16 protein-coding genes are annotated in these 13175 nt (G+C 76.1%); 9 read left to right on the top strand and 7 right to left on the bottom strand.

The window, feature by feature from the left end; genetic code table 11:
• The first annotated feature begins 10 nt into the window (after window positions 1-10).
• Window positions 11-1291: a molybdopterin-dependent oxidoreductase gene (locus EV562_RS23210; RefSeq protein ID WP_133888748.1), complete on the top strand. Its 1281-nt coding sequence runs from the start codon at window positions 11-13 to the stop codon at window positions 1289-1291.
• A gap of 334 nt (window positions 1292-1625) precedes the next feature.
• On the opposite strand, the gene EV562_RS36015 is transcribed toward EV562_RS23210, so the two are convergent.
• Genes EV562_RS36015 through EV562_RS23190 form a run of 3 tightly spaced genes read right to left on the bottom strand, consistent with a single transcriptional unit; the run spans window position 1626 to window position 3765 of the window.
• Window positions 1626-2411 (bottom strand): methyltransferase domain-containing protein, encoded by a 786-nt coding sequence (locus tag EV562_RS36015; RefSeq protein WP_133888865.1) that lies wholly within the window; start codon window positions 2409-2411, stop codon window positions 1626-1628.
• Entirely contained in the window at window positions 2408-3046 is a 639-nt protein-coding gene (locus EV562_RS23195; protein WP_133888747.1) for a DUF2064 domain-containing protein, read from the bottom strand. The genes EV562_RS36015 and EV562_RS23195 overlap by 4 nt, the downstream gene beginning before the upstream one ends.
• Window positions 3043-3765, bottom strand: a complete 723-nt coding sequence (locus tag EV562_RS23190; protein ID WP_133888746.1) for a glycosyltransferase family 2 protein — start codon at window positions 3763-3765, stop codon at window positions 3043-3045. Before EV562_RS23190 ends, EV562_RS23195 begins: the two co-directional genes overlap by 4 nt.
• Before the next feature lie 114 nt (window positions 3766-3879).
• Between EV562_RS23190 and EV562_RS23185 the strand changes: the two genes are divergently transcribed.
• Window positions 3880-4758, top strand: a complete 879-nt coding sequence (locus EV562_RS23185) for a response regulator transcription factor (protein WP_243860126.1) — start codon at window positions 3880-3882, stop codon at window positions 4756-4758.
• Window positions 4759-4760: 2 nt separating this feature from the next.
• Entirely contained in the window at window positions 4761-5873 is a 1113-nt protein-coding gene (locus EV562_RS23180; RefSeq protein ID WP_133888745.1) for a HAMP domain-containing sensor histidine kinase, read from the top strand.
• 9 nt (window positions 5874-5882) lie between these two features.
• Here the strand turns inward: EV562_RS23180 and EV562_RS23175 are convergent, their stop codons facing one another.
• On the bottom strand, window positions 5883-6887 hold the full coding sequence (locus EV562_RS23175) for an NAD-dependent epimerase/dehydratase family protein (RefSeq protein WP_133888744.1): 1005 nt from the start codon (window positions 6885-6887) through the stop codon (window positions 5883-5885).
• A gap of 209 nt (window positions 6888-7096) precedes the next feature.
• Between EV562_RS23175 and EV562_RS23170 the strand changes: the two genes are divergently transcribed.
• From EV562_RS23170 to EV562_RS23150, 5 genes are all read left to right on the top strand, one after another.
• The gene (locus tag EV562_RS23170) at window positions 7097-7483 is read left to right on the top strand and encodes a Tat pathway signal sequence domain protein (protein WP_133888743.1); all 387 of its coding nucleotides are present in this window, start codon (window positions 7097-7099) and stop codon (window positions 7481-7483) included.
• Complete coding sequence (locus tag EV562_RS23165) at window positions 7480-8094, top strand: class F sortase (RefSeq protein ID WP_133888742.1); 615 nt, start codon at window positions 7480-7482, stop codon at window positions 8092-8094. Before EV562_RS23170 ends, EV562_RS23165 begins: the two co-directional genes overlap by 4 nt.
• Window positions 8095-8158: 64 nt before the next feature.
• Complete coding sequence (locus EV562_RS23160; protein WP_133888741.1) at window positions 8159-8650, top strand: RNA polymerase sigma factor; 492 nt, start codon at window positions 8159-8161, stop codon at window positions 8648-8650.
• Window positions 8634-9161 carry a hypothetical protein gene (locus EV562_RS23155; RefSeq protein ID WP_133888740.1) on the top strand — a complete coding sequence of 176 codons (528 nt, stop codon included), beginning with the start codon at window positions 8634-8636 and terminating at the stop codon, window positions 9159-9161. The genes EV562_RS23160 and EV562_RS23155 overlap by 17 nt, the downstream gene beginning before the upstream one ends.
• Complete coding sequence (locus tag EV562_RS23150) at window positions 9158-9511, top strand: DUF952 domain-containing protein (protein WP_133888739.1); 354 nt, start codon at window positions 9158-9160, stop codon at window positions 9509-9511. Before EV562_RS23155 ends, EV562_RS23150 begins: the two co-directional genes overlap by 4 nt.
• Before the next feature lie 2 nt (window positions 9512-9513).
• On the opposite strand, the gene EV562_RS23145 is transcribed toward EV562_RS23150, so the two are convergent.
• The 3 genes from EV562_RS23145 to EV562_RS23135 form a co-directional block, all read right to left on the bottom strand.
• Complete coding sequence (locus tag EV562_RS23145) at window positions 9514-9840, bottom strand: SCO5918 family protein (RefSeq protein WP_133888738.1); 327 nt, start codon at window positions 9838-9840, stop codon at window positions 9514-9516.
• 155 nt (window positions 9841-9995) lie between these two features.
• A complete protein-coding gene (locus tag EV562_RS23140; RefSeq protein WP_133888737.1) occupies window positions 9996-11570 on the bottom strand; it encodes a DEAD/DEAH box helicase in 1575 nt (524 codons plus the stop codon).
• Window positions 11571-11854: 284 nt separating this feature from the next.
• The gene (locus tag EV562_RS23135; RefSeq protein ID WP_003975209.1) at window positions 11855-12058 is read right to left on the bottom strand and encodes a cold-shock protein; all 204 of its coding nucleotides are present in this window, start codon (window positions 12056-12058) and stop codon (window positions 11855-11857) included.
• Window positions 12059-12415: 357 nt separating this feature from the next.
• Between EV562_RS23135 and EV562_RS23130 the strand changes: the two genes are divergently transcribed.
• A complete protein-coding gene (locus EV562_RS23130) occupies window positions 12416-13153 on the top strand; it encodes a ferritin-like domain-containing protein (protein ID WP_133888736.1) in 738 nt (245 codons plus the stop codon).
• The last annotated feature ends 22 nt before the right edge of the window (window positions 13154-13175 follow it).

Below are 13175 nucleotides of genomic sequence, written 5' to 3'. Positions count from 1 at the left end.
CGGTCGGGACATGCGCGACCTCGCCCCACGGCTTCCGTCCTCGCCGGGTTTCTGGCGCAGCCCGCTGCGCGGGCCCTGGTTCACCTCGGTGCTCGGCCTCGTCCTGCTGGCCGGCATCACCGTCCTGTTCGTGACGGGACTGCTCTCGTACGCCGCCTACAACCCGGACCTGTCCCCGGTCAACGACAAGACACCGGACAAGGGGATCCTCGGCTTCTACCTCTTCGCCTGGCCGACCGACCCGCCCTGGCTGTACCGCCTCACGCAGGGCGTCCACGTCACCCTCGGCCTGGTGCTGATCCCGGTGCTGCTGGCCAAGCTGTGGTCGGTGGTGCCGAGGCTGTTCACGCTGCCTCCGGCGCGGTCGCTCGCCCACGCGCTGGAGCGGGTGTCGCTGCTGCTGCTGGTGGGCGGCGCGCTCTTCGAGTTCGTCACCGGGGTGCTCAACATCCAGCTGGACTACCTCTTCCCCGGCTCTTTCTACCCGCTGCACTTCTACGGCGCCTGGGTCTTCTTCGCCGCGTTCGTCGCGCACGCCGTGCTGAAGGCGCCGGCCGCCCTGCGCAACGTACGGCGCATGCGGGCGCGGGCCGGCCGGGAGCCGGACGGCACGCCGGCCGGCCGGGGGCCGGACGACGGCCTGCGGTCGCCGCGGCCCGACCCGCCGACGGTGTCGCGGCGCGGGGCGCTGTGGACCGTCGGCGGGGGCTCGCTGCTGCTCCTCGCCACCAGCGCCGGGCGTTCCTTCGACGGACCGGCCCGGGCCACCGCCCTGCTCGCGCCGCACGGCGGAGCCGAACCGGGCGGCGGCCCGAACGGCTTCCAGGTCAACAAGACGGCCGCCTACGCGGGCATCGACGCGGCCGAGACCCGCGAGGACGCCTGGCGGCTCGCCGTCGTCGGACGCACCGGCACGGTCCGCCTCACCCGCGCCGACCTGCTCCGGCTGCCGCAGCACAGCGCCGCGCTGCCCATCGCCTGCGTCGAGGGGTGGTCGACCTCCGACCAGTGGTGGCGCGGAGTGCGGCTGCGGGACCTCGCGGCGCTGGCCGGTTTCGAGGACGGTCCGCCGGATCTGCTCGTGGAGTCCCTCCAGCGGCGCGGCGCCTTCCGCAGCGGGGCCCTGCGCGCCGACCAGGTGGCCGACCCGCGCTCCCTGCTCGCCCTGTCCGTGAACGGCGAGACGCTGAGCCCCGACCACGGCTATCCGGCGCGGATCATCGTGCCCGCCGCGCCCGGTGTGCTGAACACCAAGTGGGTGGCCCGGATGACGTTCGGAGAACTGGGATGAACCCCGCGCGCAAGCTGTGGCCGCCGTCGCGGTCCGTGACCGGCAGCCCCTTCCGGATCCTGCTGCTGTGCTGCTCGTTCGCGCTCGCGGGGTACGCGGGCGTGCGGCTGCTCGACGGCGACCTGACCGGCGTGGTCCTGTGGTTCGTGGGGTCGGCGTTGCTGCACGACCTGGTACTGCTGCCGCTGTACGCGGTGGCCGACCGGGCCGTCGTACGCGGGCTCGGTGCGGTGCACCGCCGTGCCTGGGTGCCGTACGTACGCGTCCCGGCCGCGTTCTCCGGGCTGCTCCTGCTGGTGTGGTTCCCGCTGATCAGCGGGCGGGTGGACGCGCGCTACCGGTCGGCGGCCGCGCTGTCGCCGGACGGCTTCCTCGCCCGCTGGCTGCTGATCACGGCCGCGCTGTTCGGCTGCTCGGCGCTGCTGCTCGCCCTGCGGCCGCTGCGCAGCGCGACGAAGCGGCGCTCCCCCGACGTCCACTGAGCGGCGCCGCGCCAGCCGGCGGCGCCGGCGCGGCGCAGCAGGGCACCGGTGCCGACCCGTGCCCACGGGAAGGCACCGCCGGCCGCCCGCCCGCCGGTGACGTCGACGACCTGCACGTGGGCGCGTTCGTCGACCTCGACCGGTGCCGTCTCGGCGATCAGGAGGCCGCCGGGTGCGAGCAGGGCTGCGACGCGGGTGAGCAGGGCGCGGGGGTCGCCGCCGATGCCGACGTTGCCGTCCATGAGGAGGACGGTGTCCCAGCGTCCCTCGCCGGGCAGCGGCTCGAACACGGAGCGCCGCAGCGACCGGCCCCCGGCCCGTACGGTGCGGGTCACGGCGGCCTCGCTGACGTCGATGCCGAGGGCCGTGCGGCCCCGCGCGGCGAGCTCCGCCACCAGCCGTCCCGGTCCGCAGCCCACGTCGAGCACGGCGCCCTCGCAGCGGTCCAGGACCTCCAGGTCGACCGCGTCGGCCCGGGCGCACCAGCGCTCCACGTCCAGCGGCAGCAGCCAGCCGTCGGTGCGGCGCAGGAACAGCGGCCCGTGTCCGGACCGCAGGGCGGCGGCGTACGGGTCCGAGGCCTCCCACGCGGGGGCGGCGGCCGGCCGGCCGAGGGCGGGTCGCGCGGCCGCCTTCACCGGCTCGCCCGCCGGTCCCCGGCCGGTGCGCACGCCGCCAGCCGGGCGGCGAACCGGCCGTGCGGGGCCAGTGCGGCGACGGCGCGGGCGTCGGCGGCGGTGTCGACGTCGCGCAGGGGCGGCAGGTCCCGTACCCGCAGCCCGGCCGCGAGGAGCCGTTCGCGCTGTACGGCACCCGTCACCGGCGTCGACATGGGTACGCCGCGCAGCAGGGCCGGTTCGGGCCGGGCCAGGCCCAGCGCCCAGAAGCCGCCGTCCTCGGCGGGACCGAAGCAGGCGTCGCAGTCGCGGAAGTCCGCGGTGAGCAGCGCGGGCGTCACCTGCGGGGTGTCCATACCGATCAGCAGGGCGGGGCCCGTGCACCCGGCGAACGCGTCGGCGAGCCGCTCGTCGAGGCCGCCGGCGCATTGCGGTACGACGTCGAAACCGGGCGGCAGCCAGGGGCCGGGCGCGCCGTCGAGCACCAGGACCCGGCGCCGCGCGGGCGTCGCGGCCACGGCGGCCAGGGTGTCGGAGAGCGCCGCCTCGGCCAGCGCGGCTGCCTCGGCGGGGGTGAAGGGCGGGGAGAGCCGGGTCTTGACCCGGCCGGGACGCGGCTCCTTGGCGATGACGAGGAGGGTGGTCGCGGCGGTCACCTGACCCCGCTCCCCTCGCCCGCCCCGGCGCGGACGGCCGGTGCCTCGGCCAGCACGCGGCGCATGTCCCGTACCGCGTGCCAGGTGCCGCGCCAGGTTCCCGTCACCTTGGAGGCGCCGGTGCGGGGCAGGTACGGGACGTCGTGCTCGGTGACCCGCCAGCCGGCGTCGGCGGCCCGCACCACCATCTGGAGCGGGTAGCCGCTGCGCCGGTCGGTGAGCCCGAGGGCGAGCAGCCGCTCGCGGCGGGCGGCGCGCAGCGGGCCGAGGTCGCGCAGGCGGAGGCCGGTGCGGCGGCGCAGCAGCCGGGCCAGGGCGAGGTTGCCGGCCCGGGCGTGCGCGGGCCAGGCTCCCCTGGCCTGCGGCCGCCGGCGGCCGAGTACCAGGTCGGAGGTGCCGGCCCGGACCTCGGCCACGAAGGGGGACAGCAGGGAAGGGTCCAGGGAGGCGTCGCAGTCGCAGAAGCAGACGATGTCGGCGGTGGCGGCGGTCAGCCCGGCGTGGCAGGCGGCGCCGAAACCGCGGCGCGGCTCGGTCACGACCGTGGCACCGAGCGAGCGGGCGAGGTCCGCCGAGCCGTCGGTGGAGCCGTTGTCGACGACGAGCGCACGCCAGCCGGCCGGGATGCGGGCCAGGACCCAGGGGAGGGCCTCGGCCTCGTCCAGGCAGGGCAGTACGACGTCGACGTCCGGAGGGGGCGAGGTGGTCACGGCCTTCACCCTACGAACCGGAACCGGACGAATCGGGCTTCCACTCCTTACGAAACACGGACGTCGCGGCGCGGGCCCCGCCCGGGAAGGACACGGGCGAGCGGCCGGTGCGAGGCTGGCCCCATGCAGCCCACCGAGCCTGCCCCGCCGGCCGCGTCCCCCGACGGGCCCGCGCCCGAGCCCACGGGGCCCCCGGCGCAGGCCCGCACCACACGGCCGACGACCGCCTCCCCGACCGAACACCCGCCCGCCCCTGCTCCAGCGCCCACGCCTCCGGCCGGGCCCCCGGCGTCGCTCTCCGGCGAACCCGCCCGGGTCCTCGTCGTCGACGACGACCCCACCGTCGCGGAGGTCGTGGCCGGGTACCTGGACCGTGCCGGATACCGCGTCGACCGGGCCGGTGACGGTCCGGCCGCGCTCGCCCGGGCCGCCGCGCACCGGCCCGACCTGGTGGTGCTCGACCTGATGCTGCCCGGCATGGACGGCCTGGAGGTGTGCCGGCGGCTGCGGGGTCGGGGGCCCGTGCCGGTCGTCATGCTGACCGCCCGGGGCGACGAGGACGACCGCATCCTCGGCCTGGAGGTCGGCGCCGACGACTACGTGACCAAGCCGTTCAGCCCGCGGGAGCTGGTGCTGCGGGTGGAGTCCGTGCTGCGCCGCGCCCGGCCCGCCCCGGCACGGGCGCCGCGCCCGCCGTCCGCGGCCGGCCTGACGGTCGACCCGGCCGCCCGCAGGGCCACCAAGGACGGCACCGAACTGGCGCTGACCCTGCGCGAGTTCGACCTCCTCACGTTCTTCCTGCGGCACCCGGGCCGGGCGTTCGCCCGGGAGGAGCTGATGCGCGAGGTGTGGGGCTGGGACTTCGGCGACCTCTCCACCGTCACCGTCCACGTACGGCGGCTGCGCGGCAAGGTCGAGGACGATCCGGCCCGGCCCCGGCTGATCCAGACGGTGTGGGGCGTGGGCTACCGCTTCGACGCCACCGGCCGGGAGGCGGACTGACCGTGCACGCCACCCTCCTCATCGCCCTCTACGCCTTCGCGGGCGCCGCCGCCACCGGCCTGGCCGGCGCGGCCGTGCTGCGGCTGATCCGGCGGCGCTCGCTGACGGCGTCGCTCGCCGTGGTGGCGGCGGTCGCCGTCCTCGCCATGCTCGCGGGCACGCTGGCCGTCGCCTGGGCGATGTTCCTCTCCCCGCACGACCTGTCCGTCGTCACGACCGTCGTGGCGATGGCGGCCGTCGTCTCCCTGGCCACCGCGCTGCTGCTGGGCCGCTGGGTGGTCGCCCGCAGCCGCGAACTGGCCGCCGCGGCACGCTCGTTCGGCGTCGACGGCGGTTACGCGGCTCCCAGCACACCGGCGACCGCCGAACTGGACGCGCTCAGCCGCGAACTGGCGTCGACCAGCGCCCGGCTCGCCCGGTCCAGGGAGCGGGAGCGCGCCCTCGAGTCCTCCCGGCGCGAGCTGGTCGCCTGGATCTCGCACGACCTGCGCACCCCGCTGGCCGGTCTGCGCGCCATGGCCGAGGCGCTGGAGGACGGCGTCGCCGCCGACCCCGACCGCTACCTGCGGCAGATCCGCGCCGAGGTGGAACGCCTCAACGACATGGTCGGCGACCTCTTCGAACTCTCCCGCATCCACGCCGGCACACTCGTCCTGACCCCGGCCCGCATCTCGCTCTACGACCTGGTCGGCGACGCCCTCGCGGGCGCGGACCCGCTCGCGCGCGAACAGGGCGTACGGCTGGTCGGTGACGCCGTGGCGGCCGTACCGGTCGAGGTGGACGGCAGGGAGATGAGCCGGGTGCTGGGCAACCTGCTGGTCAACGCGATCCGCCGGACCCCCGCCGACGGCACGGTCGCGGTGGCCGCGGAGCGTCGCGCCGACGGCGTGGTGGTCTCGGTGACCGACGGCTGCGGCGGCATCCCCGAGGAGGACCTGCCGCGGGTCTTCGACACCGGCTGGCGCGGCACCCACGCCCGTACGCCCCCGGCCGGCGCCGGCCTGGGTCTCGCGATCGTCCGCGGCATCGTCGAGGCCCACCGGGGCCGGGCCACGGTCCGCAACATCCCCGGCGGCTGCCGCTTCGAGGTGACCCTGCCCCTGGCGGAGGCCTGAGCCCCGGGCTCACGCCCCGCGCAGACCGGCCCGCGCGAACTCCCGCATGCCCTCCTGGAATCCCACCCGGGGCCGCCAGCCCAACTCGGTGCGCAGGCGGGCGGAGTCGGCGGTGATGTGGCGGACGTCGCCGAGACGGTACTCGCCGGTGACGACGGGCTCGGGACCGCCGTGGGCGGCGGCCAGGGCGGTGGCCATCTCGCCCACGGTGTGCGGCTCACCGCTGCCGGTGTTGTACGCGCTCAGGGCGCCCTGGGGCGGCCGGGCGGACTCCAGCGCGGCGACGTTCGCCGCCGCCACGTCCCGCACGTGCACGAAGTCCCGGCGCTGGCGGCCGTCCTCGAAGACGCGCGGGGCCTCGCCGCGGGCCAGCGCGGACCGGAAGAAGGAGGCGACCCCGGCGTACGGGGTGTCGCGGGGCATCCGCGGGCCGTACACGTTGTGGTAGCGCAGCGACACCGCCGTAGCGCCGGTCGTCCGGGCCCAGGCGGCGGCCAGGTGCTCCTGGGCCAGCTTGGTCGTGGCGTACACGTTGCGCGGGTCGGCCGGGGCGTCCTCGCCGACCAGCCCCGGGGACAGGTCCGCGCCGCACTCCGGGCACAGCGGCTCGAAGCGGCCCGCGTCCAGGTCGGCGACGGCGCGCGGCCCCGGCCGCACCACCCCGTGCGCGGGGCAGGCGTACCGCCCCTCCCCGTACACGACCATCGAGCCCGCGAGCACCAGCCGCCGGACGTCCGCGCCGGCCATCGCGGCGAGCAGTACGGCGGTGCCCAGGTCGTTGCGCGAGACGTACTCCGCCGCGTCGGCGAACCCGCTGCCGAGGCCGACCATCGCCGCCTGGTGGCACACGGCGTCCACACCGGCCAGCGCCCGCGCGAGGGCCGCCGGGTCGCGCACGTCGGCGCGGGGGTCCTCGCGGACGTCGTAGCCGACGGGCTCGTGCCCGTGCTCCCGCAGGGCCTCCACCACGTGGGACCCGATGAAACCGGCACTGCCGGTGACCAGTACGCGCATGCGTCTCACGCTAGGCCCGCGGAAGCGCCGGACCGGGCGCCCCGACCGGCACGTCACCGCTTCGTAAGGGCCGGGCGGCGGCACCGGGGAAAACGACTTTGCCATCCCTTTACAACCCGGTGTCCCCCTGCCTCGTCTCTCCGTCCGATCCGCCCCGCACCGCACCCACGCGCCGTGCCGGGGCGCCGACGACGAGAGAGAGCGACCCGATGCGCCGAACCATCCTCAGTGCCGTGGCCCTGGCCTGCACCGCCGTCCTGGCGGGCACCGCGCCCGCCTTCGCCGACGGCCCCACGGCGGCCCCCTCCGCCCCCGCCGAGAGCGCCCCGGGCACCGGTGCGGCGCCCACCGAGGCCGCCACGCCGAGCGCCAGCGTCCCGCCGGCCGAGCCGACCCGGGCGCCGGCCCCGGCGCCCGCCGACGGCCAGGTCTCCGCCGTACCGGAAGGCGCGGCCGACACCGGGGTGGTGACGTCCGCGGACGGGGCGGGGGCGGACGGGGGTCTGATCGGCGCGGGTGCCGGCGGGGTGCTCCTCGCGGGCGGCGCGGTCGTCTTCGTCGTACGCCGCCGGCGGGCGGGAGCGACCGGCGCATGATCCCGCGTCCCGGTCACGCCCTGGCCGCCGTCGCGCTGACCGTACTGCTCGCGGGCTGCGGCGGCGGCCAGGGTGACGGTGACGCCGCCCGCCCGGCGGCCGAGGCGGCCGCGACACCGCCCGCCTCGGCCCCGGCGCAGCCGGTGCGGCCGCTGGCGCGTTCGGTTCCGGTGGGGCTGCGCATCCCCGCCATCGGCGTCGACACCCCGGTGATGGGTCTCGGGCTGGCGTCGGACGGCACGGTGGAGGTCCCGCCCGTCACGGACGACGACCGCGCCGGCTGGTACCGGCACTCGCCCACTCCGGGCCAGGTCGGGCCGTCGGTCCTCCTCGGCCACGTCACGGTGGGCCGGTACGGGGACGGGGTCTTCCGGCATCTCGCGCGGCTGCACCGAGGCGACCGGATCGAGGCCAGACTGGAGAACGGTTCGACGGCCGGGTTCACGGTCACGGCCCTGCGCACGGTGGCCAAGGCCGACTTCCCGACGGACGACGTGTACGGCGACGTGGCCGGGCCGGAGTTGCGGCTGATCACCTGCGGCGGCCCGCGCGACGGCGAGGAGTACCGGGACAACGTCATCGTCTTCGCCCGGCTGAGCGCAACCGGCTGAGCGCCGGCGAGGGCGCGCGGCGCCCGTGCACCCCCCCCGCATACCCTCACGACCATGGAGAGCGTTGAAACGGTCCCGTGACAGGGCGGCGTCCGAGCTGTTCGCCGCCCTGTATCCGCGCCTCGCCGGCTGGTGCCGCCGGCTCGTCGACGACGACGGGACGGCCCACGAGATCGCCTCGGAGGCGTTCACCCGGCTGTGGGCCCGCTGGACGACCGTGGAGGAACCCCGCGGTTTCCTCTACGTCACCGCCGCCAACCTCGTCCGGGACCACTGGCGCAGACTGGAGCGCGAGCGCCGGGCGGTGCGCCGGGTCACCGCGGAGGTCGCGGTGCGCCCGCACCCCGAGCAGGCCGACCCCTCGGTGCGGTTGCTCGTACAGTCCCTGCCGGAGCGGTTGCGGGTGCCGATCCTGCTCCACTACTACGCCGACATGCCGATCCGGGAGGTGTCCGTGCTGACCGGACGCAAGGAAGGAACCGTCAAGGCCGACCTGCACGCGGCCCGCGAACTGCTCCGCGTCCACTTGAGGAGAAGCCTTGACCACACGCCTTGAGGACGGACCGGACGACCGCGACGAGCCGGGGCCCGGGCACACCGACGACGATCCGCTGCTGGTCCTGCTGCGTCCGGGTGCCGACTTCCTGGGCCCGCCCCCGGGCCGTTACGAGGTGATCCGCCGGGCGGCGTCCCGCCGGCGTCTTCTGCGTGCCGCCGCCGGTGCCGCCGCGACCGCTGCCGCCGCCGCCCTGATCGCGCTCCCGCTGCACTTCGCGGCCCCCGCCCCGCCCACGCGCCAGGCGCCGCCGCTGGCCCCGGCCCCGGCCGCTCCCACCCCGGACGCCGTACCGAGCCCGGTTCCGTCCCGCGGTTCCACGGCGCTGCCCGGCCCTGGCCCGGCGCGGCCCACCGAGACCCCCGGGCCGACCGCCACCAGGCCGTCGGCCGCGCCGAGCGACCCGCCCGCGGGGCAGACCCCGACGCGAGCGCCCGGCGCCGTGGTGCCCACGCCGTCGGCCCCCGATCCGGGGGAGCGGCGCGGCACGGCTGCTACAACAGGACGATGATCTACCACGTGGTGCCGCTGGCCGATTGGGACGCCGACCCGGGCCGGCCGTACGTGCCCGCCTCCCTCACGGAGGACGGTTTCGTCCACTGCTCGCCGGACGAGGAGACCACCCTCGCCGTCGTCAACGCGTTCTACCGGGACGCGCCCAGGCCGCTGGTGGCGCTGGTCCTCGACGAGGACCGGCTCACCGCGCGGTGCGTGTGGGAGCCGGCCGACCCGGCCCCACCGCCCGGCGTCGCCGACGGCACTCTGTTCCCGCACGTGTTCGGCCCCGTCGACCGCACGGCCGTCCGGCGCGTGCTGGAGGTCGGGTGGGACGACGAGGGCCGGGCCACGGGCCTGTCCTGACCTCAGTGCTCCTGGGGCGCGGTGGGGCCGCCGAGCAGCGCGGACGCCGTCTCGACCGGCGTCGCGGCGGGCGAGGCCGGCGCCGGTTCGGCACCCGGGGCGGGGTGGCAGGTGAAGCCCAGACGGGCCATGGCCCGGGTCACCTCGCCGCCGGAGAAGTCGCGGCGGTCCTGCCGGGTGACGACCTCGCCCACCTGCTTGACGGGGTAGCGGCGGCGGCCGATGGTCACGGACTCACCCGTGACGGGCTCGGGCGTGATGCCCTTCATCGAGTCCATCACCCCGCCCTTGGTGAGGTCGAACGGGTACCGGGCGATGACACAGCGCATGATGCCTCCACGAGGGGACGGGGCGGGTGGATCCGGTCGGTCCTGACGGTCCCGGGGGGACCTGAAGGTCCTGGGGACCGGGTGGTCCCGGGACCAGGTGGTCCAGGCCTGACGGTCCTGGAGCGGGGTGTTCCAGGGGCGGTGCCGGCAGGGGCCTAGGCCGCCGTGCCGGTCGAGCCGGCCGAACCGCCGGTGGACTGGCGGCGCGGCCTGCGGCGCGGGGCCTCACCGGTGGGGCGGCCCTGGCCGGTGCGGGGCTGGGCGGCGCCCGTACGGCTCGACGTGCCGGCGCCCTGCCCGCCGCCGCGCCCCTGCGAGGAACGGCCGCGGCGGCCGCGGGACGAGGAGCCCGCGCCGGAGGCGGCGCGCCGGGGGCGCTCCACCACGGGTGCGGCGATGACCACGGGGACACCGGAAGGGGTCTGCGCACCGGTGATGCGGGCCAGCTCGGCCTCGCCCGAGCGGACCGGCGTGACCTGCGGGGTGATCCCGGCCAGGGACATCAGGCGGGTCATGTCGCGCCGCTGGTCCGGCGTCACCAGGGTGACGACGCTGCCGGACTCGCCGGCCCGGGCCGTACGGCCGCCGCGGTGCAGGTAGTCCTTGTGGTCGCCGGGCGGGTCCACGTTGACGACCAGGTCGAGGTTGTCGACGTGGATGCCGCGGGCCGCGACGTTGGTCGCCACCAGCGCCGTCACCTGCCCGTCCTTGAACTGGGACAGGGTGCGGGTGCGCTGCGGCTGGGACTTGCCGCCGTGCAGGCCGGCCGCGCGCACGCCGCTCTTCAGCAGCTGCTTCACCAGCCGGTCCACCCGGTGCTTGGTGTCCAGGAACATGATGACCCGGCCGTCGCGCGCCGCGATCTCGACGGTCGTGCGCTGCTTGTCCTCGTCCTGCACGTGCAGCACGTGGTGCTCCATCGTGGTGACGGCACCGGCCGACGGGTCGACGGAGTGCACCACGGGGTCCGTCAGGTAGCGGCGGACCAGGCGGTCGACGTTGCGGTCCAGGGTGGCCGAGAACAGCATCCGCTGCCCGTCCGGCTGCACCTGGTCGAGCAGGGCGGTGACCTGCGGCATGAAGCCCATGTCGGTCATCTGGTCGGCCTCGTCCAGGACCGTGATGGTGACGTCGCCGAGGGCGCAGTCGCCGCGGTCGATGAGGTCCTTGAGCCGTCCGGGCGTGGCGACGACGACCTCGGCGCCGGACCGCAGCGCACCGGCCTGCCGGCCGATCGACATGCCGCCGACCACGGTGGCCGACCTGAGGCCCACGGCGCGGGCGTACGGGGTGAGCGCGTCGGTGACCTGCTGGGCCAGCTCACGGGTGGGGACGAGGACCAGGGCGAGCGGCCGCCGCGGCTCGGCGCGCTTGCCGGCCGTGCGGGCCAGCAGGGCCAGACCGAAGGCGAGCGTCTTGCCCGAGCCGGTACGGCCGCGGCCGAGCACGTCCCGTCCGGCCAGGGAGTTCGGCAGGGTCGCCGCCTGGATCGGGAACGGGACGCTGACGCCCTGGTCGCCGAGGGCGGACAGCATGCGGGCCGGCAGGTCGAGCTCGGCGAAGGTCTCGACGGCGGGCAGCGCCGGCGTGATCGTCTTCGGCAGCGCGAACTCGCCCCCCTGGGGGGCGGCGGCCGGCCGGCGGCCGGAGTTCTGGGGGCGGCCGCCCGAGCGGGAGCGGCGGGGACCGTCGCCGGAGCGTCGGCGGTCGTTGGTGCGTACGCGGTTCATGGGGAACCTTCCTTGTTACGGCACGTAGCAAGGGAGACCCGCAGCGGAAGAGCGGCGCAGGGAATCGCAAGAACGAGCCGGTCCGGTCGATTTCGGCGCGGAGGGCCGAGGGGACCGGGAGAACTGGTGAAATCAGGAGGCGCGGTGAGCGCGGTGAGCGCGCTGGACGCGAAGGCGCGGGGGAGGAATCCGTGGCCCCCGCGGGGCGCTGCGCGCCCGGAAACGCGGCGAGCTGGGGCCCGCACCCCAAGGTGCGGGCCCCAGCTGCGGAGTGTGCGAGAGCGTCAGGCCGGAGTGATGTTCTCGGCCGTCGGGCCCTTCTGGCCCTGCGCGATGTCGAAGGTCACCTTCTGACCCTCGAGCAGCTCGCGGAAGCCCTGAGCGTTGATGTTCGAGTAGTGGGCGAAGACGTCGGGGCCGCCGCCGTCCTGCTCGATGAAGCCGAAACCCTTTTCGGCGTTGAACCACTTCACGGTGCCGGAAGCCATGTTTTTCTCCTTCGGTACGGTGCTCGGAGTCCACCCTGTGTGCACTCCGGTCGCCGTGATGATCACCCCGTCGGAAAAACCTTCAGGCAACCACAACTGCAACTTCCATCGACAGTAGCACGCCGTGATCGGGCGGGTGCCGGTGATGATCCCGGCCCGGTCGGAGGCTCGGGAATATTCCCCGTCCGACGGCCGATTTCCCCCGCCGGCCCGGCGGGTCCCGCCGGTACGGGCCGCGGATCCGCCCCCACGGAGACAAAGGACACGTCGGCCCGGGGGCCCGGCGGAACGGTTCGGCACGCGGCTGCGTCGTCCTCTTCCGGGGCGCGGCGGCCGTGCCCGGGAAGGGGCGGCGCAGTGGGTACGGACGGGTTCGCCCGGTGGACACGGCGGTTCGAGGACGAGCGGGAGCGCAGAGCGGCCCTGGGCGATCCGGACTGGGCGCGGGGCGCCGTGCTGCACCGGGCGGTGTGGGCGGGCATCCAGCGTTTCCAGGTCGGCGAGGACGGGGACGGCGCGAACCTGGTCGCGAAGGCCGAGGAGGCGGGCGACGCCGACTACGCGCGGGCGGTGCGGCTCTTCGTCGCCGAGGAGCAGAACCACGCCCGGCTCCTCGCCCGGCTGCTGGCCGCGGGCGGCCGGCCGACGCTGAGCGGCCACTGGAGCGACACCGTCTTCGTACGGCTGCGGCGGCTGCTGGGCCTGCGCACCGAACTGCTGGTGCTGATGATCGCCGAGGTCGTGGCGCTGCGTTACTACCGGGCCCTCAGGGACGGCACCGACGACGTGCTGACCTCCGAGGTGGCGGGCCGCATCCTGGCCGACGAGCGGCGCCACGTCCCCTTCCACTGCGAGCGGCTGCACGAGTCGCTGGCCGGACTGCCCGCGGTGGCGCGCCGACCCGTGATGCTCCTGTGGCGGCTGCTGCTCCTCGCGGTCACCGCCGTCGTCGCCGCCGACCACGGCGCGGGGCTGCGCCGGCTCGGCGTCGGCCGCCGCCGCTTCACGGCCGACGTCATGGCTTTTGCCGCCGAGGTGGTCCGCGCGGTCCTGGCCCCGGGCCCGGACGCGTGGACCGGCGCCGACGCGGGGTGAGCGCCGGCCGCCGTCCGCGAGC

It is taken from the genome of Streptomyces sp. BK208, from assembly GCF_004364245.1.
GTDB lineage: Bacteria > Actinomycetota > Actinomycetes > Streptomycetales > Streptomycetaceae > Streptomyces.
Note: the sequence above shows the minus strand (reverse complement) of the source record. Positions and strands in the feature narration are given on the sequence as shown.

Coding starts and splice junctions, on each gene's coding strand:
- EV562_RS23175 (WP_133888744.1), bottom strand. CDS start 6,887: ATGCGCGTACTGGTCACCGGCAGTGCCGGTTTCATCGGGTCCCACGTG.
- EV562_RS23185 (WP_243860126.1), top strand. CDS start 3,880: ATGCAGCCCACCGAGCCTGCCCCGCCGGCCGCGTCCCCCGACGGGCCC.
- EV562_RS23140 (WP_133888737.1), bottom strand. CDS start 11,570: ATGAACCGCGTACGCACCAACGACCGCCGACGCTCCGGCGACGGTCCC.
- EV562_RS23210 (WP_133888748.1), top strand. CDS start 11: ATGCGCGACCTCGCCCCACGGCTTCCGTCCTCGCCGGGTTTCTGGCGC.
- EV562_RS23165 (WP_133888742.1), top strand. CDS start 7,480: ATGATCCCGCGTCCCGGTCACGCCCTGGCCGCCGTCGCGCTGACCGTA.
- EV562_RS23145 (WP_133888738.1), bottom strand. CDS start 9,840: ATGCGCTGTGTCATCGCCCGGTACCCGTTCGACCTCACCAAGGGCGGG.
- EV562_RS23135 (WP_003975209.1), bottom strand. CDS start 12,058: ATGGCTTCCGGCACCGTGAAGTGGTTCAACGCCGAAAAGGGTTTCGGC.
- EV562_RS23150 (WP_133888739.1), top strand. CDS start 9,158: ATGATCTACCACGTGGTGCCGCTGGCCGATTGGGACGCCGACCCGGGC.
- EV562_RS23170 (WP_133888743.1), top strand. CDS start 7,097: ATGCGCCGAACCATCCTCAGTGCCGTGGCCCTGGCCTGCACCGCCGTC.